The organism is Enterobacter sp. 3U4, from assembly GCF_057224565.1.
This window is the reverse complement of sequence record NZ_CP136665.1, coordinates 3566484-3592019: the sequence shown is the minus strand read 5'-3', so window position 1 is coordinate 3592019 and position 25536 is coordinate 3566484. Positions and strand designations below refer to the sequence as shown.

26 protein-coding genes and 1 tRNA gene are annotated in these 25536 nt (G+C 53.6%); 11 read left to right on the top strand and 16 right to left on the bottom strand.

From position 1 onward, the window contains the following. Positions 1-2271: 2271 nt before the first annotated feature. Together RVY89_RS17135 and RVY89_RS17130 are read right to left on the bottom strand one after the other, a co-directional pair. On the bottom strand, positions 2272-3528 hold the full coding sequence (locus RVY89_RS17135) for a tyrosine-type recombinase/integrase (RefSeq protein ID WP_484825970.1): 1257 nt from the start codon (positions 3526-3528) through the stop codon (positions 2272-2274). A gap of 195 nt (positions 3529-3723) precedes the next feature. Further along, positions 3724-3799 (bottom strand) — tRNA-Phe (locus tag RVY89_RS17130). Between the two features lie 169 nt (positions 3800-3968). Here RVY89_RS17130 and RVY89_RS17125 point away from each other — a divergent pair. Beyond that, positions 3969-4814, top strand: a complete 846-nt coding sequence (locus RVY89_RS17125) for an AraC family ligand binding domain-containing protein (protein ID WP_484825969.1) — start codon at positions 3969-3971, stop codon at positions 4812-4814. 36 nt (positions 4815-4850) lie between these two features. Next, complete coding sequence (locus tag RVY89_RS17120; RefSeq protein ID WP_484825968.1) at positions 4851-5441, top strand: LysE family translocator; 591 nt, start codon at positions 4851-4853, stop codon at positions 5439-5441. Here RVY89_RS17120 and RVY89_RS17115 read toward each other — a convergent pair. The 5 genes from RVY89_RS17115 to aspA form a co-directional block, all read right to left on the bottom strand. Beyond that, positions 5438-6013: a transcriptional regulator gene (locus tag RVY89_RS17115; protein ID WP_032641387.1), complete on the bottom strand. Its 576-nt coding sequence runs from the start codon at positions 6011-6013 to the stop codon at positions 5438-5440. The genes RVY89_RS17120 and RVY89_RS17115 overlap by 4 nt on opposite strands. 49 nt (positions 6014-6062) lie before the next feature. Then, on the bottom strand, positions 6063-7754 hold the full coding sequence (locus RVY89_RS17110) for a protein-disulfide reductase DsbD (RefSeq protein ID WP_484825967.1): 1692 nt from the start codon (positions 7752-7754) through the stop codon (positions 6063-6065). Beyond that, positions 7730-8053: a divalent cation tolerance protein CutA gene (gene cutA / locus RVY89_RS17105; protein ID WP_484825966.1), complete on the bottom strand. Its 324-nt coding sequence runs from the start codon at positions 8051-8053 to the stop codon at positions 7730-7732. The genes RVY89_RS17110 and cutA overlap by 25 nt, the downstream gene beginning before the upstream one ends. A gap of 113 nt (positions 8054-8166) precedes the next feature. Then, on the bottom strand, positions 8167-9468 hold the full coding sequence (locus RVY89_RS17100) for an anaerobic C4-dicarboxylate transporter (protein WP_024907357.1): 1302 nt from the start codon (positions 9466-9468) through the stop codon (positions 8167-8169). A 115-nt stretch (positions 9469-9583) separates the two neighbouring features. Then, a complete protein-coding gene (aspA, locus tag RVY89_RS17095) occupies positions 9584-11020 on the bottom strand; it encodes an aspartate ammonia-lyase (RefSeq protein ID WP_003855923.1) in 1437 nt (478 codons plus the stop codon). A 335-nt stretch (positions 11021-11355) separates the two neighbouring features. Here aspA and RVY89_RS17090 point away from each other — a divergent pair, with 335 nt between their 5' ends. Next, positions 11356-11820, top strand: coding sequence for an FxsA family protein (locus RVY89_RS17090; RefSeq protein WP_484825965.1), 465 nt, complete (start codon positions 11356-11358; stop codon positions 11818-11820). A 34-nt stretch (positions 11821-11854) separates the two neighbouring features. Here RVY89_RS17090 and yjeH read toward each other — a convergent pair whose 3' ends face one another. After that, on the bottom strand, positions 11855-13096 hold the full coding sequence (yjeH, locus tag RVY89_RS17085) for an L-methionine/branched-chain amino acid transporter (RefSeq protein ID WP_484825964.1): 1242 nt from the start codon (positions 13094-13096) through the stop codon (positions 11855-11857). Between the two features lie 179 nt (positions 13097-13275). Between yjeH and RVY89_RS17080 the strand changes: the two genes are divergently transcribed. The 3 genes from RVY89_RS17080 (at position 13276) to RVY89_RS17070 (ending at position 15732) form a co-directional block, all read left to right on the top strand. Continuing rightward, a complete protein-coding gene (locus RVY89_RS17080) occupies positions 13276-13569 on the top strand; it encodes a co-chaperone GroES (protein WP_003855929.1) in 294 nt (97 codons plus the stop codon). A gap of 31 nt (positions 13570-13600) precedes the next feature. Continuing rightward, complete coding sequence (groL, locus tag RVY89_RS17075; RefSeq protein WP_014882201.1) at positions 13601-15244, top strand: chaperonin GroEL; 1644 nt, start codon at positions 13601-13603, stop codon at positions 15242-15244. A gap of 134 nt (positions 15245-15378) precedes the next feature. Next, positions 15379-15732: a DUF4156 domain-containing protein gene (locus RVY89_RS17070; RefSeq protein WP_023310115.1), complete on the top strand. Its 354-nt coding sequence runs from the start codon at positions 15379-15381 to the stop codon at positions 15730-15732. A gap of 65 nt (positions 15733-15797) precedes the next feature. Here the strand turns inward: RVY89_RS17070 and epmB are convergent, their stop codons facing one another. Further along, on the bottom strand, positions 15798-16826 hold the full coding sequence (epmB, locus tag RVY89_RS17065; protein ID WP_484825963.1) for an EF-P beta-lysylation protein EpmB: 1029 nt from the start codon (positions 16824-16826) through the stop codon (positions 15798-15800). Positions 16827-16866: 40 nt separating this feature from the next. Between epmB and efp the strand changes: the two genes are divergently transcribed. The 3 genes from efp to ecnB all read left to right on the top strand — a co-directional run bounded on the left by efp (position 16867) and on the right by ecnB (position 17878). Beyond that, positions 16867-17433, top strand: a complete 567-nt coding sequence (gene efp / locus RVY89_RS17060; protein ID WP_010427766.1) for an elongation factor P — start codon at positions 16867-16869, stop codon at positions 17431-17433. A gap of 58 nt (positions 17434-17491) precedes the next feature. Then, positions 17492-17623, top strand: a complete 132-nt coding sequence (locus tag RVY89_RS17055) for an entericidin A/B family lipoprotein (RefSeq protein WP_464283399.1) — start codon at positions 17492-17494, stop codon at positions 17621-17623. A 108-nt stretch (positions 17624-17731) separates the two neighbouring features. Further along, positions 17732-17878: a lipoprotein toxin entericidin B gene (gene ecnB / locus RVY89_RS17050; RefSeq protein WP_003025482.1), complete on the top strand. Its 147-nt coding sequence runs from the start codon at positions 17732-17734 to the stop codon at positions 17876-17878. 37 nt (positions 17879-17915) lie between these two features. Here the strand turns inward: ecnB and RVY89_RS17045 are convergent, their stop codons facing one another. After that, positions 17916-18515 carry a helix-turn-helix transcriptional regulator gene (locus RVY89_RS17045; RefSeq protein ID WP_371899623.1) on the bottom strand — a complete coding sequence of 200 codons (600 nt, stop codon included), beginning with the start codon at positions 18513-18515 and terminating at the stop codon, positions 17916-17918. 261 nt (positions 18516-18776) lie between these two features. Here RVY89_RS17045 and sugE point away from each other — a divergent pair, with 261 nt between their 5' ends. Further along, the gene (sugE, locus tag RVY89_RS17040; protein ID WP_006178944.1) at positions 18777-19094 is read left to right on the top strand and encodes a quaternary ammonium compound efflux SMR transporter SugE; all 318 of its coding nucleotides are present in this window, start codon (positions 18777-18779) and stop codon (positions 19092-19094) included. On the opposite strand, the gene RVY89_RS17035 is transcribed toward sugE, so the two are convergent. Together RVY89_RS17035 and blaACT are read right to left on the bottom strand one after the other, a co-directional pair. Next, a complete protein-coding gene (locus RVY89_RS17035) occupies positions 19091-19621 on the bottom strand; it encodes a lipocalin family protein (RefSeq protein WP_484825962.1) in 531 nt (176 codons plus the stop codon). The two genes, sugE and RVY89_RS17035, sit on opposite strands and share 4 nt — an antisense overlap. A gap of 137 nt (positions 19622-19758) precedes the next feature. Further along, complete coding sequence (gene blaACT / locus RVY89_RS17030; protein ID WP_484825961.1) at positions 19759-20901, bottom strand: ACT family cephalosporin-hydrolyzing class C beta-lactamase; 1143 nt, start codon at positions 20899-20901, stop codon at positions 19759-19761. Positions 20902-21033: 132 nt separating this feature from the next. Between blaACT and ampR the strand changes: the two genes are divergently transcribed. Next, the gene (gene ampR / locus RVY89_RS17025; protein WP_484825960.1) at positions 21034-21909 is read left to right on the top strand and encodes a LysR family transcriptional regulator AmpR; all 876 of its coding nucleotides are present in this window, start codon (positions 21034-21036) and stop codon (positions 21907-21909) included. Between the two features lie 29 nt (positions 21910-21938). Here ampR and frdD read toward each other — a convergent pair whose 3' ends face one another. Genes frdD through frdA form a run of 4 tightly spaced genes read right to left on the bottom strand, consistent with a single transcriptional unit; the run spans position 21939 to position 25232 of the window. Continuing rightward, complete coding sequence (gene frdD / locus RVY89_RS17020) at positions 21939-22298, bottom strand: fumarate reductase subunit FrdD (RefSeq protein ID WP_013095272.1); 360 nt, start codon at positions 22296-22298, stop codon at positions 21939-21941. Positions 22299-22308: 10 nt separating this feature from the next. After that, positions 22309-22704 (bottom strand): fumarate reductase subunit FrdC, encoded by a 396-nt coding sequence (gene frdC / locus RVY89_RS17015; RefSeq protein ID WP_484827950.1) that lies wholly within the window; start codon positions 22702-22704, stop codon positions 22309-22311. Between the two features lie 10 nt (positions 22705-22714). Continuing rightward, positions 22715-23449: a succinate dehydrogenase/fumarate reductase iron-sulfur subunit gene (locus RVY89_RS17010; protein WP_023310124.1), complete on the bottom strand. Its 735-nt coding sequence runs from the start codon at positions 23447-23449 to the stop codon at positions 22715-22717. Further along, entirely contained in the window at positions 23442-25232 is a 1791-nt protein-coding gene (frdA, locus tag RVY89_RS17005) for a fumarate reductase (quinol) flavoprotein subunit (RefSeq protein WP_484825959.1), read from the bottom strand. The genes RVY89_RS17010 and frdA overlap by 8 nt, the downstream gene beginning before the upstream one ends. Positions 25233-25536: the final 304 nt, after the last annotated feature.

Below are 25536 nucleotides of genomic sequence, written 5' to 3'. Positions count from 1 at the left end.
TGATTCAATTTGTGTTTATTTACATTTTTATTTCATTTTAATAAAAATTAATCACAAAATGGATTCGGATGCATCATTTGCTGAAAATATTGCCGATGATATTTGTCGTTTTTGCCGCGTCAGTACGTGGCTTTCAGGTGTATTTCTGCGGGCTAATAAGCAGCGTTAAGCTGCCAACGTAGCTGGCGCTTTCCGTGCTACTATGTAATGCATACGACCCAAATCGAACATTGATTCCGATTTGTTCTGGCCAAATCTAGCCATCTGTCGGAGTCCATGATCCTATCGTCGGAATTCCGCGCAAAACAGGGATGATACTTTCTCGTGATAACCCATCCTCCGGAGACGTATCGCCATGGCAAGACAGAGAACGTGGATGAGTAAAATTAAAGAACTGCTGCGCCTTAAACTTCGACTGTCACCTGACCAACAGGGGCTGAAACGTTAAGGTATGACCAAAACTCTGCTCTGGCATCAACAGGATGCCGGAGAAAACAGACCTGCATGGGACAGCTTAATCTCAGCCGGAAATATGACGATGTACGATTTTTCGATATCCAAACTGACCCATGCTCACTGAGGTATACTAAAAAAGCCCCGAAGGGCTTTTAGAAAATAATCCCTAAATGAGCCTATTTTTCACGGAAGTGATGATTGTTTTTGCTTGGTGGGAATTTATCATCCTTGCTCACGTGGCGATCATACTCAGAACCGGCGTATGTGTTGTCGGTATCATGATATTGACCATATGTGCCCGCTTTGGGGCATTCTTGGGCAGACCAATATTTTGCAATCTGTCTTTCCTTTTATTCATTCGAGGGGGGGATTCCCAGCAGCACGGAATTGTACCGCTTGCCATAAATATAAGCGCTTAAATCGAAGTTTTAATATATCGCGAATTATTTTTAAGGTTATATGCTTATTTTCAGATATCTATCAAACAAAACAACTCAGCTCGCTGAAGGCACTGGATAAATCTACGTAGGGTCCGCTTAGAAAGCGGGAAATATCGTTCCTGCACCAGCGAGTTGTCTGTTTTTGCTGCCATTTTCTGAAAAGTTAGTTTGTCGCCTGTAACCCCTGACTTTATGAGGTCTGCTATCAGCTCGTTGTTGCTAATATCAAACGGAAACTATTGATATTAAAGATATGATAATACAATGTGAGGGTTATACCAATAAATATGATTGTAAATGTGTAACGTGGGGGCGTGGTTCTTTTATTCCTATTCCAGTCATATTGTTTGAAGATGAACGATGGCATTTTGTGCATAAGAATGCATGTATAACCCGCAATAAATCACTGGTGGCCATTAGTATGATTGGCGGATTGGTCAGAATGTGTGGCCAGTGGCGCGATTATGGTCACGATTGGCGCAGTCACTTTGCTGGTGGTGGAGAGGGTGCTACCGATTCGTAAATATCGGGAACTAATAAGCGCATTCTTCTCGGGTGTGTTTGAGGAACTTAAAGTGATCTTTGAGCCATCGCCGAAATATTTTCCCCGCTCGCACCGAGGTTTACTTCAATCGTCGAGATATTACGAGGGGTCTGGTAATGGTTCACAACCTGATTGCACCGGTTAAAGCAATGCAGGAAGCCTTCGACCGCTGCAAAATTTGGCAAAGCGCTGGCTGATGTGCTTAAGGTTATCGAGTTAATGGTCGACGAGGGGAGAAGATAGCCGCTTTTTACGCTTTGGAGTATGCGTAGCAAGATCACCTCATGGCTGAAGTTCCTTGTGCCACTTTGCTTAAAAATAATCGTCAGGCTTCAGGAACGATTGTCGGCCCGGGTTGATTATTCTCCTGTGTGAATTGCGCTGGTAGTATATGTTGATGAAGTTTTTTCTTGGCTGTGTAGAGAAAACAAAAGTTCTGAAGGCATTTAAACCATACATTCATCTTCGATGACCAATATGTGCATTTGGTTACTGCCGCAAAGGTTGTTCCTCCTGGTAAAGTATCTTATGCCAGCAATTCAGCGCATTTTGAAAAACAAAGCATCATGAACCTTAAAAATAGCAATCCTCACTGTTGGATGGCTATTTTTTTGATTTATACCGTATTCCTTAATGCCCCCTCTATCACACCTCCACCGTTCACCTGCACGCCAATATAACCCGAATACCACTACATCATGTCCCTCCTCCCATCCAGATACTGAGCGTGGTTATATGCCCTACTAATACTTTTTTATCCACATGAGCCAGATGCCTTCGAACCATGTATTTTGAATCCCGTATTTTCTTGGTTGGTTTTGATGCGGGTTGCTATCGAGACTGAAGTTTTGCAAAGTCAAATGGGCTAACTGATCTCTTTTTATTTGCATCCAGAAAATCAGCCCACCATTGCAGCATTAACCTGCGTTCATCCAGAAACTCCGCTTTATGGATATAAGCCGCACGTACGCCATTTCGCTCCTGATGGCTCATCTGGCGCTCCACAGCATCTCTTGACCATAATCCTGACTCAATCAATGAACTACAGGCCATTGCCCGGAAACCGTGACCACAGACATCGACCTTTGTATCGTAGCCCATCAGGCGTAATGCGTTATTCACCGTATTTTCACTCATGGGTTTCCACGGATTGTGATCGCCAGTGAAAATCAGTTCATGTTCTCCGCTGATGGTGTGGATCTGCTGCAGTATATTCAGCGCCTGAGTAGAGAGTGGCACAAGATGCTCTGTTCGCATTTTTGAGCCACGATGGGAATACTTGACCCCTTCAATAGGTTTTCGCTCAGGAGGAATGGTCCACATGGCTTTCTTAAAGTCGATCTCAGACCACCTGGCAAAGCGTAGTTCACTGGAACGGATGAAGATAAGCAGGGTGAGTTTAGTTGCCAGCCGGGTGAGAGGTTGACCTCTGTATTCATCCAGTCGTTCAAGAAGCTCTGAAATACGATTTAAGGCGAGGGCAGGGCGGTGCTGGCGTTTCACCGTGGTTAACGCGCCAGCCATATCCACGGCAGGGTTATAGGTGATAATACCTGACTGGGCAGCATAACGCATGATTGCAGTGATACGCTGCTGAAGGCGCGCTGCAATTTCATAGATCTCTTTGGCTTCGGCTGCCTTTACTGGAACAAGTAAATCGGGAGTTCTGAGGGTGGTAATGTCACGTGAGCCAATAAAGGGAAACACATGAGTTTCGAGGCTTTTCAGTATCTTCTCACTGTGTGAGGCTGACCATTTTTTGTTGCTCTTATGCCACTGTCTTGCGATGCCTTCAAATGTCTGAGCTGTTTCGGGTACCGATTTTTTGATCCGTTTTTGTTCGCACGGGTCAGTGCCCTCAGCTATCAGCTTCCTCGCCGTATCGCGCTTTTCCCTTGCTTCTGATAACGAGACTTCAGGATAGACACCCAAGGCTAGCATTTTCTCTTTGCCCAGAAACCGGTAGCGGAGCCGCCAGTAGCGCGAGCCATTAGGGTGAACGAGCAAAAACATGTTGCCGCTGTCGGCAAGTTTATAAGGTTTTTCATCCGGTTTAGCTGCACGGATTTTAGCGTCAGTGAGCGCCATTGGCGGTATCTCCTGATAGTAAAAGGGGTATAAATTTTATCGAATCAGACTATACCCTCAGTTGTACCCTCGCAAGGGACTTGATGCGGGTTGAAGTTGATTGAGTTGGGTGGAGTTAAGGGATTGTAGAAATGTTGATTTTTGCGGGCTCAGAATGCAAAAACGGACCTCTGTGGAGGTCCGTTGATATGAATTTGGTGCCCGGACTCGGAATCGAACCAAGGACACGGGGATTTTCAATCCCCTGCTCTACCGACTGAGCTATCCGGGCAACGGAGCGCATTAAACCGCAATCACGCTCGATCGTCAACATTATTTCGGGAAAAGCTGTTCAACTGCTTAAGTTTGCGGCAATCTGTCCGCTTTCGCCGTGAAAATGCACAAATCTTCCAGACAGTACCTGTGTGATACGGCAATGCTGAGAGTAATAGGAGGGCAGTATGACGAATGACTGGCTCGAACTGCGTCAGCATGCAGATACGGGTATTGAGACGATTAAAGCGCATTTCGAAGGGCATGCCTTTGATCCGCACTGGCATGATAGCTATCTGGTAGGGATAACCCTCTCCGGCACGCAGCAGTTTCACTGTCGCCGTGAGCGTCATCGTAGCCAGCCGGGCGACGCATTTCTCCTCGAGCCTGGAGAAATTCACGACGGAGATGCGCCTGTAGAGGGCGGTTTTACCTATCTGACCTTCTATCTTGATGAGCGCTGGCTTACCGGTGCGCTACAGGGGCTTTACGAATCGACTCCCGGGAGTTATTCACTCCACTTTGCCCAAACGCTGACGCGGGAGCCGCAGCTGGTGCGTGCTATCGGTGAGACATTCTCTACCCTGCATAATGACGAGATGAAAATCGTTCAGCAGAGCACAATGGACAATCTGCTCTCCCGGATCACCGCCCATTGTCACTGGCGTAAGAAACTGCCGTCGCAGTTACAAAGCGCTGCCGTGGCGCATCGTGCGCGGGACTATCTCTATGCCCATATCGGCGAGAACGTGGGGCTGTCAGACCTTGCGCGCGAGACGGGCACGGATCGCTTTACCCTGACGCGCTGTTTCAAGCGCGAGTTCAACCTGGCGCCCCACGCATGGCTTATTCAGCTGCGTCTGGCAAAGGCCCGACAGCTGCTGGCGCGCGGTGACCAGCCCGTTGATGTGGCTGCCGCAGTGGGTTTTGCCGATCAAAGCCATCTGGGGCGATGGTTTCAGCGTGCTTACCGTATCTCTCCTGCACACTACCGCCGGTTGTGCACAAACCTTCCAGACGTTTCCAAAAAATAACGGCACATTCATGGCTCTAATAAAAAGGAGCTACCTGTGAGTTTGATACCCTTTCTGTTGTTCGCATTTGTCGCCTCCATTACGCCGGGGCCAACCAATATTCTGGTGCTGACGAACAGCCAGCACTTTGGCGTAAAAAATACCGTACCTGCGATTCTGGGCGGGTGTATAGCGGCCAGTGCGATCGTGCTGGTATCAGGCGCGGGCGCAGGAGAAGTGCTGCGTCAGTATCCTCTGATACGTCAGATAATGAGCTGGGCAGGCGTGCTGTGGCTAAGCTGGATGAGCTGGCAGCTGTTTCGCGCCCCGGCCACACGTCTTTCCGCCGAGAACCGTATCCGATTCACCGCTCAGGCGGCGGCGCTGCTGCAGATCGTGAATCCCAAAACCTGGATGATGGCGCTGGCAGTCGTCAGTCTGTTTACCCCTGCTGGCGACCATGCATTGCGGGATATTGCGTTAATGGCGCTATGGTTTCTGCTTATCTCAATAGCCTGTTTGATGTGCTGGGCGTGGCTGGGTAAAGCGGTGAACCGAATTTTTCGCACCACCGTGGCGATGGTGCGGTTTCAGCGCCTGATGGCGCTGTGTCTGCTCGTCTCCGCCTGGGCGGGCATGCTGGCTTAGGTCAGTGCTCCGCCCATACGGCACTGGGCAAAGCGCAGAATATCTTCCGCCAGGCGGTGCGCCGTATCCACATCGGCCTGGCTACGGTTCACCAGCATGCGGCTGAGGCAACCTTCCAGCACCAGCTCCATCTGTTTAGCCACCATCGCAGGGTCATCGACTTCCAGCGTGGTCAGCAGTTCGTGGGTGAAGTCATGCGCTGCCCGTTTTTGCTGATCCGCAAGCTGATGGATAGGATGCCCAGGGTCAGGAAAATAGGTGCAGGCGGCGATGAACAGACAACCCGGATAGCGGTTGTTGCTGACACATTCCGTCAGGGCGGTATAGCGCGCCAGCAGCTTTTGCTCCGCGGTCAGTTCTTCATTCAGCATCAGTTGTCTACGCCAGACATCAACCTGCTGGCTGAGATAGCGCAGGGCATCATAGAGTAGCGCCTCTTTATCTGGCCAGAAGCGCTTAAGTTCATCCAGGGGGTAATCGATACGGTCGGCTACCATCTCAAGCGTGGTGCTGGCGATCCCTTGAATCTCAAGTAATTGCAGGGCTTGTCCCAGTACGTCTTCACGTTGCACGGTTATCTCCTCCGCTATTCCCAACGGTTTGTCCCGTTTAAAGTGTTGTTTACGGTTGGCGATTGCGCAAATGCGCGCTAAATGCCGCTGCATCCATAAACCCTGTTACACGCTGCCCTGGCTGCTCCTGGCCCTGCTTATCGAAGAACAGAATGGTGGGCAGCCCGAGCACGTTAAGCTGTTTCAGCAGAGCCTTATCCTGCGCATTATTGGCTGTTACGTTCGCCTGGAGCAGAACAGTCTCTTTCAGGACGTTTTGCACCTGTGGATCGCTAAAGGTGTATTTTTCAAATTCTTTGCAGGCGACGCACCAGTCAGCATAAAGATCGAGCATCACCGGTTTGCCTTTTGCCTGTGCGAGCGCGCTGTTGAGCTCATCAACGTTCTTAATCTGGATGAAGTTCAAATGCGCCTGCGTCTGGCCTACCGGCGAGCCGAACGCCCAGTCCTGAAGAGGACGCACGCTCACCAGCGCGGCGGCGAGCAGGAGGATTTGCACCAGGCGCATCCACGCTTTTTTTGCCCCCAGACTGACGATAAACGCCCAGGAGAAGAATGCTACGCCGAGCATCGCCCAGAGGCGAGTGCCCCACACGTCACCCGTAATGCGTTCCAGCAGGAACACAGGCAGCGCGAGAATCACAAAGCCAAACGCGGTTTTCACCGTCTCCATCCACGGGCCGCTCTTCGGAAGAAGTCGATTACCGAAAACTGTGACCAGAATCAGCGGCAGGCCCATGCCCAGCGCGTAGAGGTACAGCGTACCCCCGCCAAGCCACAAATTGCCGCTCTGGGCAATATAGAGCAGGATGGCGCTCAACGGTGCGGTGGTGCAAGGGGAGCAAATCAGTCCGGCGATGGCCCCCATTACAAACACGCCGCCTGCCGAGCCTCCCTGCTGACGGTTACTCATCAGCGTTAAGCGAGTCTGCAAAACCGACGGTAACTGCAGGGTAAACAGGCCGAACATTGACAGTGCCAGCAGGATGAAGACCAACGACAAGCCAATAAGGACGTAAGGATGCTGCAGTGCCGCCTGGAACTGTAACCCGGCAGCGGCGACCACAAGGCCGAGTGCCGTGTAGGTCAGGGCCATACCCTGCACGTAAAAAAAGGCCAACAGCAGGGCGCGTGCGGTGGAAAGCCGTTGCTTACCGCCCAGCACGATGCCAGAGATGAGCGGATACATCGGCAGCACGCAGGGGGTAAAGGCAATGCCAATGCCAATCAGTAAGGCCCACAGCGCGGAGAACGGAAGGTCAGCGGGAGCTTCACGCTTCTCGCCCGAAGGAAGAGGAAGAACCGTGGCTGACGCTTTCACTTCACTAAGCGGAACCACCTTTGTTTCAGGTGGATAGCAGAATCCGGCATCCGCGCACCCTTGATAGGTGACGGTCAGCGTCGCGCCTTTATCCGCCTGATTCACCGTGACCGGGACGCTTAAGCGCTGGCGGTAGATTTCACTCTTGCCGTAGAACTCGTCCTCGTGCCATTCGCCAGCGGGCAGCAGTAATGCGTCCACGTTTGCCTGGGCAGGGGTAATGCTCACCTGCTTGCGATAGAGGTAATAGCCCTCTTTCACCTGCCAGGTAAGATTAAGATCATGCTGGTTTTGCTGAAAGTCGAAAACGAACGCCTGGTCGGCAGGAATAAAGTTCGAGCGGCCGGGCGCGTCAAACAACCCGGCAAAAGCTGACGTGCTGCACAGCAGCAGGATCAGCGTAAAGAAGCGTTGAGCCATGAGAGATAGTCGTTATTGCCATGAACTACTGGCAGGACCAGCAGCTCCGGGGTTTGGTAAGGATGATGAGATTTGAGGCAGTCCAGGAGAGCCTGCTGATTCGCCAGATTAGTTTTGAGCAACATCTGAACTTCGTACTCTTGCTCCAGCTTGCCTTCCCAGTAATAAAGGGAGGTTGCGCCGGGTAAAAGCGTGACGCAGGCAGCCAGTTTTTCGGCCAGCACTTTGGCGGCGAGGTCCTGGGCAGAGGCTTCATCAGGGGCGGTACACAGTACGACAACGGCATCAGGCGTGTTCACAAGTCGACCTCCTCATCACGAAAGTCTTCACTATATCACGCAAGGCGATTGCTCATTAATGAAACGGGCCGCAGAGCGGCCCGATTTTAACTATTTTTACAACCACTCACCGTTTACAGCACCACACCGCCGATGATAAAGCCGAGGATCACGCAAAGTGAAATGGCGACCACGCCCGGGATCAGGAACGCGTGGTTAAACACGTACTTGCCGATACGGGTTGAGCCGGTATCGTCCATCTCCACCGCCGCCAGCAGCGTTGGGTAGGTTGGCAGAACGAACAGTGCAGAAACGGCAGCAAACGAGGCGATAGCGGTTAACGGGGTCACGCCCAGCATCAGAGCCGCAGGCATCAGCGCTTTGGTGGTCGCGGCCTGAGAGTAAAGCAGGGTCGCCGCAAAGAACAGCACGACCGCCAGCAGCCACGGGTAGTTATGCAGCAGGTCGCCAGCTACGGTCTGGATGTCGCTAATGTGTGCTTTCACGAAGGTATCACCGAGCCACGCCACGCCCAGCACGCACACGCAGGCGCTCATACCGGATTTGAAGGTGCTGGCGTTCAGCACTTCGCTGGTATCAATTTTACAGGTGATGCTAATCAGCGTTGCGATGGTCAGCATGAACACCACAATCGCTTCGTTACGCGGCAGGACAGGGTTTTGGATCAGCCCCACGGTATCGCTGATGGCTGTCGCATAGAACATGACGGCGACAATCCCAATCAGGAACAGCAGCACGGAGCGTTTCGCATGTGGCTTCAGTTCGAAGACCTGGCTGCCGCGCAGGCTCACTTCACCTTTTGCCAGACGCTCCTGATAAACCGGATCGTCCTTCAGTTCAGCGCCGAGGAAGTTGCACAGCACGGCGGTAATCATCACCGCAATCAGCGTCACCGGGATACAGATCGCCAGCAGCGTCAGGTAGCTCACGCCCATCGGCTCCAGAATACCGGCGAAGAAGACCACCGCAGCGGAAATCGGCGAGGCGGTAATGGCGATCTGGGACGCGACGACGGCAATAGAGAGCGGACGCGACGGACGGATACCCTGTTCTTTCGCCACTTCGGTAATCACCGGCAGCGTAGAGAAGGCGGTGTGGCCAGTACCGGCGAGAATGGTCATAAACCAGGTCACCAGCGGAGCAAGGAAGGTAATGTATTTTGGATGGCGGCGCAGCATACGCTCCGCCAGGCTCACCAGGTAGTCCATACCGCCTGCCACCTGCATGGCGGCGATAGCGGCAATAACTGCCATGATGATTTCGATAACGTCGAACGGGATAGCGCCGGGTTTAATCTGAAAGATAAGGGTAAGAACGAGCACCCCGAGACCACCAGCAAAACCGATGCCGATACCCCCGAGTCTTGCTCCCAAATAAATCGCCAACAAGACGATGACGAGTTCTGCTCCAAACATAAGGACCTTCCTTGCTTATTAACAAGTTGATATTGAATTGTTGTATTTCGGTAACGCCTAAAAAGAAAAAAGGCACGTCACAAGTGACGTGCCTTAAGAAGCCTAGCCTGAACGGTTACTGTTCGCTTTCATCGGTATATCGTTTTGCTTTATATGCCGGGTGCATCAGGTTCTGGGCCGAGAAGATATCGTCCAGCTCAGCTTCGGTCAACAGCCCGCGCTCCAGCACCACTTCACGCACGCTCTTACCGGTTTCGGCGCAAATCTTACCGACGATATCGCCGTTGTGGTGACCGATGAACGGGTTGAGGTAGGTAACGATCCCGATGGAGTTATAGACATAACCTTCACAGACTTCTTTATTCGCTGTGATGCCGTTAATGCATTTTTCCAGCAGGTTGTAGCAGGCGTTGGTCAGGATGTGGATAGATTCAAACATCGCCTGGCCAATCACTGGCTCCATCACGTTCAGCTGCAGCTGACCCGCTTCAGAGGCCATGGTCACGGTTGTATCGTTACCGATGACTTTGAAGCAAACCTGATTCACCACTTCTGGCACAACCGGGTTCACCTTGGCCGGCATGATGGATGAACCCGCCTGCAGTTCTGGCAGGTTGATTTCGTTCAGACCAGCGCGCGGACCGGAAGAGAGCAGGCGCAGGTCGTTACAGATTTTGGACAGTTTCACTGCCAGACGTTTCAGGGCGCTGTGTACCATGACGTAAGCGCCGCAGTCGGAGGTCGCTTCAATGAGGTCTTCTGCAGGCACAACCGGCAGGTTGGACACTTCAGCCAGCTTCTGTACCGCCAGCTGCTGATAGCCATCCGGGGTGTTCAGACGCGTACCGATGGCGGTGGCGCCCAGGTTCACTTCCAGCAGCAGCTCGGAGGTGCGCAGCAGGTTTTTGGTCTCTTCGTTCAGCAGAACGTTAAACGCGTGGAATTCCTGTCCGAGAGTCATCGGCACCGCATCCTGCAGCTGGGTACGACCCATTTTCAGGATGTCCTGGAACTCAACCGCTTTACGCTGGAAGCCGTCACCAAGCTGGTTGATTGCATCCACCAGTTTCACCACGGAAGCATACACCGCGATACGGAAGCCGGTTGGGTAGGCGTCGTTGGTGGACTGGCATTTGTTAACGTGGTCGTTCGGGTTCAGGTACTGGTATTCACCTTTCTGGTGACCCATCAGCTCCAGGCCAATGTTTGCCAGTACTTCGTTAGTATTCATGTTGACGGAGGTGCCCGCGCCGCCCTGATAGACGTCAACCGGGAACTGGTCCATGCATTTGCCGTTGTTCAGCACTTCATCGCAGGCCGCGATAATCGCATTTGCCGCGCTTTTAGGAATGGTTTGCAGCTCTTTGTTGGCCAGTGCTGCGGCTTTCTTCACCATCACCATGCCACGAACAAACTCAGGGATGTCGCTGATTTTGCTGTTGCTGATGTAGAAGTTTTCAATCGCTCTCAGAGTGTGAACACCGTAGTAGGCATCCGCTGGAACTTCCCTGGTACCCAACAAGTCTTCTTCGATACGAATGTTGTTTAACATGTGAACCTTCTTTTCAAGCTGCCGATGGATTGTACTAAACACACAGTATATATGTGGTTTTGAATATTTTCTGGCCGACGATTATTCCCTCAATCAGCCAGATGCTCGAGATCATATGCTGATGATAGCGAATTGCCGTAAGCTGGATCACTTATTATCGAGCCGATTCCATGATAATTATTAATCTGTGAAATGGGTCACCGCTTTAATATTTCCAAAAAAAATATCCGTGCAAACTGATTGAATTTTCGCTAACCGTCACCATCTCATACAAACGCGCGTCGCGAACACATTCAGACAGGGGCCCGATGGCCTCTGCCACACAGGAGATGCCAGTGCGCTGGATACCATTTATTGCTTTCTTTCTCTATGTTTACATTGAGATTTCCATTTTCATCCAGGTTGCCCATGTGCTGGGCGTCCTGCTGACGCTGATTCTGGTGATTTTCACCTCCGTCATCGGCATGTCGCTGGTGCGTAATCAGGGTTTCAAAAATTTCCTGATAATGCAGCAGAAGATGGCCGCAGGCGAAAGCCCGGCGGCGGAGATGATCAAAAGCGTATCGCTGATTATTGCGGGGCTGCTGCTGATTCTGCCGGGGTTCTTCACCGATTTCCTCGGCCTTCTGCTGCTTCTGCCGCTGGTGCAAAAGCACCTGACCATGAAGCTGCTGCCGCATCTGCGCTTTAGCCGTATGCCCGGCGGTGGGTTTAGCACCGGGCCAGGCGACACGTTTGAAGGGGAATATCAGCGCAAGGATGAACAGCACGACCGTTTAGACCATAAAGACGATCGGTGATTGATTTGCCCGGTGGCGCTTCGCTTACCGGGCACTACAGGCGCGTATTGCGCTTCGGTAAAAATACCCACAACACCGTCAGCATGACGATGGCATACAAACTCTTCCATCCCACCATCGCCAGCAACAGCAGGCACAGCAGTCCCCCAACAACCGCCAGTGCTTTATAACGGCCTTTCAGCAAACGGCATCCCGCCAGCATGCACAGCAGGTAGATCATAATAAAAATGCCGTTGGCGTAGACCAGTAGCGTATCCAGATTGATCTTCAGGGCGTAAATGCACAGCGTACTCAGCACGCAGCAGCCCAGTACGGCATTCAGGGCATTCAGCGGCAGCTGGCGTTTAGACAGGCGCGCGAGGCGGTTATCAGGTTTATCCAGCGCCTGCGACCACACCAGACGGGCAAAGCTCTGGATATAAATGTTGAGGCTGGCAAAACAGGCCAGATAGCCGATGACGCAGGCGATCCACAGCGCCTTCACACCAAACAGTTCAACCACGATACCCGGTAGCGATGCCGCGGCGGCGAGATCCACTCCGAACGCGTGGAAGTGCAACACCAGCACGGTACACGCCCAGTAGACCGTACCCGCCAGCAGCAGGCCGATCATCAGCGCACGGGGGAAATCACGTTCAGGCTGCTTAAATTCCGACGCCAGATGGGCAAAGGCTTCCAGGCCGACAAAACACCAGAACATGACGGAGAGTGCGGCAAAAAGTTGCGAGCGGTCGACGTCAGTTACCGCCGGGAAGGGAATCTCCTTTACGGTGATATCGCCCGCCCACCAGATAGCGGCCACAAGCGCGACAATCAGCACCGCAACCAGCGTCTGCAGGTTGGCGCTGGAGCTGGCGCCGCGTGAACCCACCCACCAGACGATAGCCAGCGTCCCCAGCTCGGCCAGCAACAGCTGCTCGTGATGCCAGCCAAACAGCGCCTGCCCAAAACCTGTCGCAATATGCAGCGCCGCCGGGAGGCCAACCGGAATGACGGAGAGAAACAGCCAGCCGGTCACACGCTCCAGCCGTGCGCCAAAGGCCAGACCGACGAAGTGCGCCACGCCGCCCGCGCTGGGGAAATGCCGCCCCAGAATGGCAAACACAATGGCTATCGGGAAAACCAGCACAATCAATACCGGCCACGCCCACAGGCTGTTATTTCCTGCCACCAGCGCCGCCAGCGCGGGTACGGCAAACACGCCCGTACCTAACAAGGAGGTTGAGAGCAGGCCAACGCCCTGCGCCAGCCCCAACTCCTGCTTGAGTCCACTCATTGACATCGCCCTTCCAGTACCAAAAGAGAGGCGATGGTAACACTTTCGCAAATTTTTTTTTCAACTCCCCCTTGAAGGGGTAAAAAGCTATCCCCATCTCTCAGGGCACTAGTCGGAAAACCGCATGCGGGCCGGCGTCATCCATAACTGATAATGACTTTCTCAAAGGAGAGCTATCAATGAGTATTCGTCCGTTACATGATCGTGTGATCGTCAAACGTAAAGAAGTTGAAACCAAGTCTGCTGGCGGCATCGTTCTGACCGGTTCTGCAGCAGCCAAATCAACGCGTGGCGAAATCATCGCTGTCGGTAAGGGCCGCATCCTGGAAAACGGAACTGTGCAGCCGCTGGACGTTAAAGTTGGTGACATCGTAATTTTCAACGATGGCTACGGCGTGAAATCCGAGAAGATCGACAATGAAGAAGTGTTGATCATGTCCGAGAGCGACATTCTGGCAATTGTTGAAGCGTAATTTACGCACGAGAATTTGAGGAAATAAGAACATGGCAGCTAAAGACGTAAAATTCGGTAACGACGCTCGTGTAAAAATGCTCCGCGGCGTAAACGTACTGGCAGATGCAGTTAAAGTGACCCTGGGCCCGAAAGGCCGTAACGTAGTGCTGGATAAATCCTTCGGCGCGCCAACCATCACCAAAGATGGTGTTTCTGTAGCACGTGAAATCGAGCTGGAAGACAAGTTCGAAAACATGGGCGCGCAGATGGTAAAAGAAGTTGCCTCTAAAGCGAACGACGCTGCAGGCGACGGTACCACCACCGCGACCGTTCTGGCGCAGGCGATTATCACCGAAGGTCTGAAAGCCGTTGCGGCGGGCATGAACCCAATGGATCTGAAACGTGGTATCGACAAAGCTGTCGCCTCCGCTGTTGAAGAACTGAAAGCGCTGTCCGTACCGTGCTCTGACTCTAAAGCCATTGCTCAGGTTGGTACTATCTCCGCTAACTCCGACGAAACCGTAGGTAAACTGATCGCTGAAGCGATGGACAAAGTCGGTAAAGAAGGCGTGATCACCGTTGAAGACGGTACCGGTCTGGAAGACGAACTGGACGTGGTTGAAGGTATGCAGTTCGACCGCGGTTACCTGTCCCCATACTTCATCAACAAGCCAGAAACTGGTGCTGTTGAGCTGGAAAGCCCGTTCATTCTGCTGGCTGACAAGAAAATCTCCAACATCCGCGAAATGCTGCCAGTACTGGAAGCCGTTGCTAAAGCAGGCAAACCGCTGGTTATCATCGCTGAAGACGTTGAAGGCGAAGCGTTGGCAACGCTGGTGGTTAACACCATGCGCGGCATCGTGAAAGTGGCTGCGGTTAAAGCACCTGGCTTCGGCGATCGCCGTAAAGCGATGCTGCAGGATATCGCTACCCTGACCGGCGGTACCGTCATCTCCGAAGAGATCGGTATGGAGCTGGAAAAAGCGACCCTGGAAGACCTGGGCCAGGCGAAACGCGTTGTGATCAACAAAGACACCACCACCATCATCGACGGCGTGGGTGAAGAAGCCGCTATTCAGGGCCGCGTGGGTCAGATCCGTAAGCAGATCGAAGAAGCGACTTCCGACTACGACCGTGAAAAACTGCAGGAGCGCGTAGCGAAACTGGCGGGCGGCGTTGCGGTAATCAAAGTCGGTGCCGCGACCGAAGTTGAAATGAAAGAGAAAAAAGCACGCGTTGACGATGCCCTGCACGCGACCCGTGCTGCGGTAGAAGAAGGCGTGGTTGCTGGTGGTGGTGTCGCGCTGGTGCGTGTTGCCGCTAAACTGGCTGGCCTGACCGCTCAGAACGAAGACCAGAATGTGGGTATTAAAGTTGCGCTGCGCGCAATGGAAGCCCCACTGCGTCAGATCGTTTCTAACGCTGGTGAAGAGCCATCTGTAGTTGCGAACAACGTGAAAGCGGGCGAAGGTAACTACGGTTACAACGCAGCAACTGAAGAATACGGCAACATGATCGACTTCGGTATCCTGGATCCAACGAAAGTAACCCGTTCTGCTCTGCAGTACGCGGCATCTGTCGCTGGCCTGATGATCACCACCGAGTGCATGGTAACCGATATGCCTAAAGGCGATGCACCGGACTTAGGTGCTGCTGGCATGGGCGGCATGGGCGGTATGGGCGGCATGATGTAATCATGCGTTCTACGTCGTAGAATGTGAAAAACCCCCGGGCAGAGATGCTCGGGGGTTTTTCTTTTGGTCATCTTTTAGGTATAAGATTTACACACGGACAACTACTGTCCAGCTTATTGAAAACGAGGAATAACATGCGCGTAAAAGTCTGTGCAGGGATTGTAGGGGCAGCATTGCTGCTGGCGGGTTGTAGCTCCAGCAATGAGCTGTCGGCAGCGGGCCAGGGCGTTCGCTTTGTGGAAGATAAGCCTGGCAGTGAATGCCAGCTGTTAGGCACGGCAACCGGTGAGCAAAGCAACTGGATGTCAGGTCAGCATGGCGAAGAAGGTGGCTCAATGCGCGGTGCGGCGAATGCCCTGCGTAACCAGGCTGCGGCAATGGGCGGGAACGTGATTTACGGCGTGAGCAGCCCAACGCAGAGTATGCTGTCCAGCTTCGTGCCGACCGCCAGCCAGATGAACGGCCAGGTCTACAAGTGCCCAAATTGAGTTAACTTGCTGATGGCGCTGCGCCCGGACCCTGTAGGGCAGGTAAGCGTAGCGCCACCTGCCTTTTAGTGTTGCCGCAGCTGCAAATCCAGCGGCGTCTTGCTCGGCTCTCCGCCAATCTCGCGTGCCAGCTTCGGCACCATATAGCCTGAAACCAGCGTTAACAGTTCGCGCATAATCTGCCGGGCTTCTTCATCCGTCACCATGAAATGGGCCGCGCCCTGAACGCGATCCAGCACGTGCAGGTAATAGGGCATCACGCCCGCATCAAACAGGGCATTGCTCAGATCGGCCAGCACGCGGGCGCTATCATTGACGCCTCGCAGCAGCACGCTCTGGTTCAGCAGCGTTACGCCTGCTTTACGCAGACGCGCCATTGCCGAGCGAAACGCATCGTCAATTTCGTTCGCGTGGTTGATATGGTTCACCAGCAGCACCTGCAAGCGAGACTGCTCCAGGCGTGAGACCAGCCCATCGGTGATCCGCGCCGGAATAACAATCGGTAAACGGCTGTGAATGCGCAGGCGCTTGATGTGCGGGATGGCTTCAAGCTCGGTCAGCAGCCAGTCCAGCTCATGATCTTTCGCCATCAGCGGGTCGCCGCCGGAAAAAATAATCTCATCCAGCTCCGGATGGTCGGCGATATAGTCCAGCGCGACCTGCCAGTTGCGTTTATTGCCCTGATTTTCGGCGTAAGGGAAGTGCCGACGGAAGCAATAACGACAATTTACCGCACAGCCGCCTTTTACCAGCAGCAGGGCGCGGTTGAGATACTTGTGCAGCAAACCCGGCACCACGCTGTTCTGCTCTTCCAGCGGATCGGTGCTATAACCCGGCGCGGTGATAAACTCATCCTGCGAAGTAAGCGTTTGTTTCAAAAGTGGATCGTCGGGGTTGCCTTTCTCCATCCGCGCCACAAACGCACGGGGAACGCGCAGGGCGAATAGGCGCTTTGCCTCGCGGCCTGCAAGCAACTCTGGGTGCTGATCGAGGTCTAAAAGACGCAGCAATTCATCAGGACTGGTGATTACATCGGCAAGTTGCGATAACCAATCTTCTCTGGACGGGGTGTTTAGGGTTACAATATGCGCCATTTTGTGGCTTAGCTACCAGTTAACAAATTTAGAGGGCCTTATGGCAACGTACTATAGCAACGATTTTCGTGCTGGTCTTAAAATCATGATGGACGGCGAACCGTACGCGGTTGAAGCCAGCGAATTCGTTAAACCAGGTAAAGGCCAGGCATTCGCACGCGTTAAGCTGCGCCGTCTGCTGACCGGTACCCGTGTTGAGAAAACCTTCAAGTCTACTGACTCCGCTGAAGGCGCTGATGTTGTTGATATGAACCTGACCTATCTGTACAACGACGGTGAGTTCTATCATTTCATGAACAACTCCACTTTCGAACAGCTGTCTGCTGATGAGAAAGCGGTAGGTGACAGCGCTAAATGGCTGCTGGATCAGGCTGAGTGCATCGTGACCCTGTGGAACGGCCAGCCTATCGCTGTGACCCCACCAAACTTCGTAGAACTGGAAATCGTTGAAACCGATCCAGGTCTGAAAGGTGATACCGCAGGTACCGGCGGTAAACCAGCCAAACTGTCTACCGGCGCCGTGGTTAAAGTGCCACTGTTCGTACAGACTGGCGAAGTGATCAAAGTGGATACCCGCTCCGGCGAATACGTATCCCGCGTGAAGTAATTTACGTCATGATTGAAGGCGCAGCGCCCGCTGCGCCTGATTTTTGCAGGCAGGGATGATGAAACGGACCGTTAAAATTCTGCTTCTGTTAGCGCTTTCCAGTGCATTGCTTTCCGGCTGTAACACCACGCGTGGAATGGGGCAAGATATCCAGGAACTCGGTCATATCATTTCTCACGCCGCCAGTTAAGCTCTTCTAATTTTCCTAAAAATGCTTCCTTTTCCGTCAATCGGCGGGATCTTGTCTATTCTTAAGTTGCTATACACAAAATAACTTTGGCTATAAAAGGAAGATATTATGGTTAAGAAGACAATTGCAGCGATCTTTTCAGTCCTGGTACTTTCTTCAGTATTAACGGCCTGTAATACCACGCGTGGCGTTGGTCAGGATATTTCTGAAGGTGGTAGCGCAATCTCTGGTGCGGCCACAAAAGCGCAGCAGTAATTAACATACGGTACGAGACCTGCCGGGTTTCGTACCGTCAGCTTTCTGATTCCTGCAGGGATAAGAACGGAGAAAAACGTGTATCCATATGCAGTTTCATGCGGATATTGCGTTTGTAGGTATAAACCGTTTTTCCATTGATACTCAGGTGAGCGGCAATTTTTTGATTGCTTGCACCGTCCATCCACAATGTCAGTACCTTCTCTTCCTGTCGGGTCAGCAAGGGGGCAGCCGCCGTTGGCCTGTCAGCGCTGGCGCGCGAGATTAATGCGTCGTTGATAGTCGTTGCCACTTCTTCGAGACTGGCGTTTTTCAACAGCGACGACCACACCGGGAACTGTCCGAGCCAGTCGGTCATGCCGCGCTCCTCTCCCGATTGCAGCAAAATAAACGGTAAACGTTCACTGGCGTTCAGCAACGACGAGAGCTGCTGAAAATGGTGAATATCCTGCCTGAAGCCGTAAAGATCGGCGATAACCAGCGTGGGTTTCCATTGCAGAATGTGTTCCCTGGCAAGAAACAGATTATTCAGCCCGGTCACAACGTAATGTCCCGGGAACAAACCGGAATGATTGAGCCATGCTTCAAACCCCGTGCGGGTGAAGTGACAACGGTCAATCAAGAGAATTTTGAACATATTTTATTCGCAGTCGGCTAGTGGTTTGGCTTCCTGCCATCAGAAAGCACATCATCATAGAGAAGTCGGATGAGTGCTAAATGCCGGAACTACGCGCCATACTGCGGCTATTTCTTGCCTTAACGTGTTCAGCAAAAAATGATTGAAAAAAAATAGCACGCTAACCACAATATGGGGCGTAATCTCTGCCTTACGGGACGACCCGTAAGCGTTTCTTTCACCGGGGACGGCCCCAACTTGAATTAAGTTAAGGAGCCTGAAATGTCCTGGATCATTCTTTTTATTGCTGGCCTGCTCGAAGTGGTATGGGCGATTGGTCTCAAATACACCCACGGATTTACCCGTCTGACGCCCAGCGTCATTACCGTCACCGCAATGATCGTGAGTATTGTGCTGTTATCCTGGGCAATGCGCTCGCTGCCTGTGGGAACGGCTTATGCCGTCTGGACGGGCATTGGTGCGGTGGGGGCCGCCATCACCGGCATTCTGCTGCTGGGAGAGTCAGCGAGTCTGGCGCGTATCGCCAGCCTCGCCTTGATTGTGGCCGGGATTATTGGGCTGAAGCTCAGCACCCATTAATGGGGCTGTTTTACCCAGATGAGTTTTGACACATCAAACCCTTGCCGGGTCGCGACGTCCAGCATCTGCTGTTTCATTTCTGACGAAATAGCTGGCGTGCGGGAAAGTATCCACAGATAGTCGCGATCCGGACCGCAGACCAGCGCGTGACGGTACTCTTTGTCGAGTGCGATCACGTTATAGCCGCCATAAAACGGGCCAAAGAAAGAGACTTTGAGCGCGGCCCGTCGCGGGTCGCCCGTGAAGTACGCTTTCCCAATCGACTGCTGCCACATCTCGCGATCGGGATTATAGCCCCGGTTGATCACCTGAATACCGCCATCATCCATCGGGCTGTAATTCGCAGTGACCTTCTCTAAGCCCTGCTCAAACCGATGGTCGAGGCGCGCGATTTCATACCATGTTCCAAGGAAGCGTTGTGCATCGAAAGGCGTGACGACGGTAACGCCAGGCGGTGGGGTAGGGGAACTGCAGGCAACCACTAAAAACGCGGCTGTCACCGCGGCGATAACAGGCAGAATGCGCATAGGAGTTTCCTTACTGTTTTTTGTTAAGTGTAGATGACGGCAAGGAAAATGTGGTTTTTATGCGGTGCGTTTCTCCGGGTGGCCACCCCTGGGATTTTGTTGGCCGGGTAAGCGTTAGCGCCACCCGGCAATGTTTACTACAGCGCGCTCAAAATACGGTATGCCGCATCAACGCGTGCCGGGTTCGGATAGCTTTTATTCGCCAGCATCACAATGCCGAGCTGCTTTTCAGGAATAAAGGCCACGTAGCTGCCAAATCCGCCGGTAGATCCTGTTTTGTGGACCCAGGACGCGTTGACCGGGGGCGCCGGTGGATTCACTTCTCTCGCAGGCAGCGGTGCCAGCGCCACCTTATTGTCGCTGCCTTCAACCACGGTTTTGGCATCGACCGGCCAGTTAAGCATTTCCCAGCCTAACCCCTGATACATGGCCCCCACGCGCCAGTAGCGAGACTGCGCCAGGGCAATGCCTTTCCTGAGTGAACTATCCTGAAGCGAGTCCGGCTTCATGTTGACCATCACCCAGCTTGCCATATCCTGCACGTTGGTTTTTACGCCATAGGCTTCTGCATCCAGCATTCCTGGCGAAACGTGGACCGCTTTACCGTCGCGGTATCCCCAGGCGTAATGCGCCTCTTCCGTTTTCGGAACGTTAATCCAGGTATGGTTCAGCTTGAGTGGCTTAAAGACCCGCGTCGTTATGGCCTGCTCATAGCTCATGCCGGAAGGTTTGACCGCCAGCGCGCCAAAAAGACCGATGCTGGCATTGGCGTAAAGACGCGTGGTGCCCGGCTTCCACTGCGGCTGCCAGTTTTGATAAAAGCGCAGCAGAGCGGCATTATCCGTGACCTCATCCGGTATCTGTAACGGCAGACCGCCTGCGGTATAGGTTGCCAGATCCAGCATGCGAATACCCTGCCACTGTTTGCCCGTCAGTTCAGGCCAGTATTTTGTCACCGGATCGCCCAGCGATATTTCACCGCGAGAAATGGCATCGCCACCCAATACGCCGGTAAAGGTTTTACTTATAGAGCCCAGCTCGAACAAGGTTTGTGGGGTAACAGGTTTGTTTGCTGCAACATCGGCTTTACCGAAGGTAAAGTAGTGCGGCTGACCCTGATAAATCACCGCCACCGCCATACCCGGGATGGCCTGCGCTTTCATCAGCGGCGTAACGGTACGTTCCACCACCTCAGCCAGCTGTTTTTCGGACATCGGTGCGGCGAATGCAGAGCTGGCAACGCTGAGCAGCAGGGCACAGCTTAGGGATTTTGTCATCATCAGTTATCTTCCGTAATAGCAGTTCAAGGGAGTGTCCGGGCCCGTCAGACCGCTGTAGTCTGTTGGATTTGACTATGGCTGACAAACGGTTAAATTTAGCATTAGCTGTTAATTTTTCTAACGGACGAGACCATGACGCGCAGCTATCTTCCTCTTAATTCCCTGCGGGCGTTCGAAGCTGCTGCCAGGCACCTCAGTTTTACTCATGCCGCTATCGAGCTGAATGTCACCCATTCCGCGATTAGCCAGCACGTAAAGGCGCTTGAGCAGCACCTTAACTGCCAGCTGTTTGTCCGCGTTTCGCGAGGGCTGATGTTGACCACCGAAGGCGAGAATTTGCTGCCGGTGCTGAATGACTCGTTCGATCGTATCGCCGGAATGCTGGATCGCTTTGCCAGCCAGCGCGCTCAGGAGAAGCTCAAAATAGGTGTGGTAGGGACTTTTGCCACGGGTGTTTTATTCTCGCTGCTCGCGGACTTTCGCCGCTGCTATCCGCATATTGATCTTCAGCTTTCCACCCATAACAATCGCGTCGATCCTGCGGCTGAAGGGCTTGATTACGCCATTCGCTACGGTGGCGGCGCGTGGCATGGAACCGATGCTGAATTCCTTTGCCCTGCGCCGCTGTCTCCGCTCTGTACACCTGACATAGCTTCAGTTCTTAAAAGCCCGGCAGATATCCTGAAGTTTACCCTGCTGCGTTCTTACCGGCGCGACGAGTGGGCTGCGTGGATGCAGGCAGCGGGTGAACATCCTCCCTCGCCGACGCACCGGGTGATGGTGTTTGATTCGTCCGTGACCATGCTGGAAGCGGCCCAGGCAGGCGTCGGGATTGCCATTGCGCCTGTCGACATGTTTACCCATTTACTCAGCAGCGAGCGCATCGTGCAGCCGTTTGCAACGCAGATTGACCTCGGCAGCTACTGGCTCACAAGACTACAGTCACGAACAGAAACGCCCGCAATGCGCGAGTTTGCCCAGTGGCTGGTGGGAAAGATGCAGAATTAAAAGGCCCGCCGGATGGCGGGCCAGAAGCGTCAGATGGTGACCACGGCTATCAGCGTCACCACGGTCAGGATGGTCGCCAGACCGTAGAACACCCATTTACCGCTCGGGACATGGATCTTCAGGTCATGCATCGCATGGTGAATACGGTGCAGACCACACCACAGCGGCAGGACGATCATCAGGAAGATGAACACGCGACCGATAAAGCTGCCCGCGAACGCCAGTACGCGCTCGTAGCTCAGCGCATCGCCCGGGAACAGCCCCAGCGGCAGCATAATGCCGACCAGCAGGATGATGACGGGGGCGATGATGGCACTCCACATGCCGCCTGCGCCAAACAGGCCCCAGAAGACCGGCTCGTCAGAACGTTTTGGATTTGGATTGATCACAGGTGTCTCCTTACCAGAACAGTGCGACAAACAGAATGACCACAGTGACCAGAATCGTCACCGCCCAGAGCCCTTTAATCACCGGCTCTGGCCCCATTTTCTCGCCTTTTACAATGATGTTCGCCGCTTTTGGCGCCAGTTCAAACCAGGTTTTGGTATGAAGCAGCGCGGCCGCGAGCACGATCAGGTTCAGAACCACAATGATCGGGTTTTGCAGGAAACCGACAAAGCTGGTCCAGGTTTCCGGGCCGTGCTTGAGGGCAAAAACGCCGTACATCAGCTCAAGGCTGAACCAGACCGCCGGTACCGCCGTGCCTTCACGCAGCATATAGAAGCGATAAAACGGCAGGTTTTTCCACCAGGTGGACGGCATTGGCCGCACATAGGCTTTGCGTTTAGTCGTCATCATGCACTCCTTAGCGTGGTTTCAGGGTAGCGATAAGAAAGTCTTTCGAGCTTTCCACTTTACCCTGCTGAATAGCGGCGGCCGGGTCGACGTGCTTCGGACACACTTCGGAGCAGTAGCCCACAAAGGTACAGCTCCAGACGCCGTTCTGGCTGTTTAGCTGCGCCATACGTTCTTTTTTGCCGTGGTCGCGGCTGTCCTCGTTATAGCGGTGCGCCAGGGTAATGGCGGCCGGGCCGATGAACTCCTTGTTCAGGCCAAACTGTGGACAGGCGGCGTAGCAAAGGCCGCAGTTGATGCAGCCGGAGAACTGATGGTATTTCGCCATCTGCGCCGGGGTCTGGGTGTTTGGCCCCTGATCCGGCGTGCGTGGGTTACCAATGATGTACGGCTTAATCGCTTCCAGGCTTTCGATAAAGTGGGTCATATCGACCACCAGATCGCGTTCAATCGGGAAGTTGCCCAGCGCTTCGACCTTAATGCCTTTGGTGTACTCGCGCAGGAAGGTCTTACAGGCCAGCTTCGGCACCTTGTTGACCATCATGCCGCAGGAGCCGCAGATCGCCATGCGGCAGGACCAGCGGTAGCTCAGGTCTGGCGCCAGGTTGTCTTTGATATAGCCGAGCGCGTCCAGCAGGGAGGTTTGCTCGTCATAAGGCACTTCATAGAAAGCGCTGTGCGGTGCGGCGTCCACTTCCGGATTGTAGCGCACCACTTCAACCTTCATTTTTTGCATCTCAGCCATTCGCCTTCTCCTTCTTCTCGGCGGCTTCTGCTTCTGCACCGTACACGCGTTTAGCCGGCGGCAGCGTGGTGATTTTCACGTCGCTGTAGTCCAGACGTGTGGTGCCATCCGCATCGCGCCAGGCGAGAGTGTGTTTCAGGAAATTGACGTCGTCACGTTCGGTACAGCCTTCGTCCAGACGCTGGTGGGCCCCACGCGACTCTTTGCGCGCCAGCGCAGAGTGCGCCATACATTCCGCGACGTTCAGACCGTGGCCCAGCTCGATGGTGTAGAGCAGGTCGGTGTTGAATACGCTGGAGGTATCGGTGATGCGCACACGCTTGAAGCGCTCCTGCAGCTCAGCCAGCTTGTCGACGGTTTTTTGCATTAGCTCTGGCGTACGGTAAATACCGCAGCCTTCTTCCATCGACAGGCCCATCTCGTCGCGGATCTTAGACCAGTTCTCGTTACCCTCCTGGTTCACCAGGTCTTTCAGGCGTTTTTCAACGTCTGCGACCTGCGCATCCAGCGCGGAACCGTTGGCTTCGCCTGCTGTAGCCGCCCGCTCCATCGCGCGCTCGCCCGCCATGCGGCCAAAGACGACCAGCTCTGCCAGCGAGTTAGACCCGAGACGGTTGGCGCCGTGCAGACCCACGGAGGAACACTCGCCGACGGCGAACAGGCCTTTAATGCGGGTTTCGCACTGCTGGTCGGTTTCGATCCCGCCCATGGTATAGTGCGCCGTTGGGCGTACCGGAATCGGCTCTTTCACCGGGTCGACACCGACGTAGGCTTTTGCCAGCTCGCAGATGAACGGCAGACGTTCCAGCAGTTTCTTCTCGCCCAGATGACGCAGGTCGAGATAGACCACATCGCCGCGCGGCGTGGAGATGGTATTGCCCTTGCGCCACTCGTGCCAGAAGGCCTGAGAGACTTTGTCGCGCGGGCCGAGTTCCATGTATTTGTTCTTCGGCTCGCCGAGAGGGGTTTCCGGGCCCATGCCGTAATCCTGCAGATAGCGGTAGCCGTTTTTATTGACCAGAATACCGCCTTCACCGCGACAGCCTTCCGTCATCAGAATGCCGGAGCCCGGCAGGCCGGTTGGGTGATACTGCACAAACTCCATATCGCGCAGCGGCACGCCGTGGCTCAGCGCCATGCCCATGCCGTCGCCGGTGACGATGCCGCCGTTGGTGTTATAACGATAAACGCGGCCCGCACCGCCCGTTGCCATTACCACCGCATTGGCGCGGATCTGGACAAGCGTGCCTTCCATCATGTTCATCGCCACCAGGCCGCGCGCGTGTCCGTCATCGACCAGTATGTCGAGGACGAAATGTTCATCGAAGCGCTGAATTTGTGGGAACTGAAGGGAGGTCTGGAACAGGGTATGGAGCATGTGGAAGCCGGTTTTATCGGCGGCGAACCAGGTGCGTTCAATCTTCATTCCGCCAAAGCGGCGAACGTTGACGCTGCCGTCCGGACGGCGGCTCCACGGACATCCCCACTGTTCAAGCTGGGTCATTTCCGTTGGACAATGATGAACAAAGTAGTCAACGACATCCTGTTCGCAAAGCCAGTCGCCCCCTGCAACCGTGTCGTGGAAATGGTATTCAAAGCTGTCATGATCCTGCGCAACGGCGGCGGACCCTCCTTCTGCGGCCACCGTGTGGCTGCGCATTGGATAGACTTTTGAAATCAATGCGATTTTAGCGTTGGGATTAGCTTGCGCTGCAGCAATCGCAGCACGTAATCCAGCCCCGCCAGCGCCTATTACGGCAAGATCGGCCTGAAAAGTTTGCACGACATTCCTCCAGATTTTTGTTATTTCGCAACGCGACAAACTAAAGGTAGTTCACCCGTCCAAAAGGACGATTGCGAAAGCGTTTCCACTGCTCCTTTATGGGTAAAACAGTATAACCGTGTAGAAGTCAGGGAAATTTGACGTGTTCGATTTTTTTGCTGTTCTGTCCGGCGATTTATCATTGAGATTGATGAATTGCATCACGCAATTGTTCACCTAAGTGAAATGCGCTTTTTTACTGCGCAAAATTTGTCTCTGTCCGTGCTAACGAGTAGACTTCGTGCCCTTGTCTGAAATCGGAGAA

Excerpts from the sequence above, each read along its gene's own strand:
- RVY89_RS17010 (WP_023310124.1), bottom strand. The coding sequence starts at position 23,449 with ATGGCTGAGATGCAAAAAATGAAGGTTGAAGTGGTGCGCTACAATCCG.
- groL (WP_014882201.1), top strand. The coding sequence starts at position 13,601 with ATGGCAGCTAAAGACGTAAAATTCGGTAACGACGCTCGTGTAAAAATG.
- RVY89_RS17135 (WP_484825970.1), bottom strand. The coding sequence starts at position 3,528 with ATGGCGCTCACTGACGCTAAAATCCGTGCAGCTAAACCGGATGAAAAA.
- RVY89_RS17035 (WP_484825962.1), bottom strand. The coding sequence starts at position 19,621 with ATGCGCATTCTGCCTGTTATCGCCGCGGTGACAGCCGCGTTTTTAGTG.
- frdC (WP_484827950.1), bottom strand. The coding sequence starts at position 22,704 with ATGACGACTAAACGCAAAGCCTATGTGCGGCCAATGCCGTCCACCTGG.
- RVY89_RS17110 (WP_484825967.1), bottom strand. The coding sequence starts at position 7,754 with ATGGCTCAACGCTTCTTTACGCTGATCCTGCTGCTGTGCAGCACGTCA.
- aspA (WP_003855923.1), bottom strand. The coding sequence starts at position 11,020 with ATGTTAAACAACATTCGTATCGAAGAAGACTTGTTGGGTACCAGGGAA.
- RVY89_RS17125 (WP_484825969.1), top strand. The coding sequence starts at position 3,969 with ATGACGAATGACTGGCTCGAACTGCGTCAGCATGCAGATACGGGTATT.
- RVY89_RS17070 (WP_023310115.1), top strand. The coding sequence starts at position 15,379 with ATGCGCGTAAAAGTCTGTGCAGGGATTGTAGGGGCAGCATTGCTGCTG.
- epmB (WP_484825963.1), bottom strand. The coding sequence starts at position 16,826 with ATGGCGCATATTGTAACCCTAAACACCCCGTCCAGAGAAGATTGGTTA.
- blaACT (WP_484825961.1), bottom strand. The coding sequence starts at position 20,901 with ATGATGACAAAATCCCTAAGCTGTGCCCTGCTGCTCAGCGTTGCCAGC.
- ampR (WP_484825960.1), top strand. The coding sequence starts at position 21,034 with ATGACGCGCAGCTATCTTCCTCTTAATTCCCTGCGGGCGTTCGAAGCT.
- RVY89_RS17055 (WP_464283399.1), top strand. The coding sequence starts at position 17,492 with ATGAAACGGACCGTTAAAATTCTGCTTCTGTTAGCGCTTTCCAGTGCA.
- sugE (WP_006178944.1), top strand. The coding sequence starts at position 18,777 with ATGTCCTGGATCATTCTTTTTATTGCTGGCCTGCTCGAAGTGGTATGG.
- yjeH (WP_484825964.1), bottom strand. The coding sequence starts at position 13,096 with ATGAGTGGACTCAAGCAGGAGTTGGGGCTGGCGCAGGGCGTTGGCCTG.
- RVY89_RS17100 (WP_024907357.1), bottom strand. The coding sequence starts at position 9,468 with ATGTTTGGAGCAGAACTCGTCATCGTCTTGTTGGCGATTTATTTGGGA.
- ecnB (WP_003025482.1), top strand. The coding sequence starts at position 17,732 with ATGGTTAAGAAGACAATTGCAGCGATCTTTTCAGTCCTGGTACTTTCT.
- RVY89_RS17045 (WP_371899623.1), bottom strand. The coding sequence starts at position 18,515 with ATGTTCAAAATTCTCTTGATTGACCGTTGTCACTTCACCCGCACGGGG.
- efp (WP_010427766.1), top strand. The coding sequence starts at position 16,867 with ATGGCAACGTACTATAGCAACGATTTTCGTGCTGGTCTTAAAATCATG.
- RVY89_RS17080 (WP_003855929.1), top strand. The coding sequence starts at position 13,276 with ATGAGTATTCGTCCGTTACATGATCGTGTGATCGTCAAACGTAAAGAA.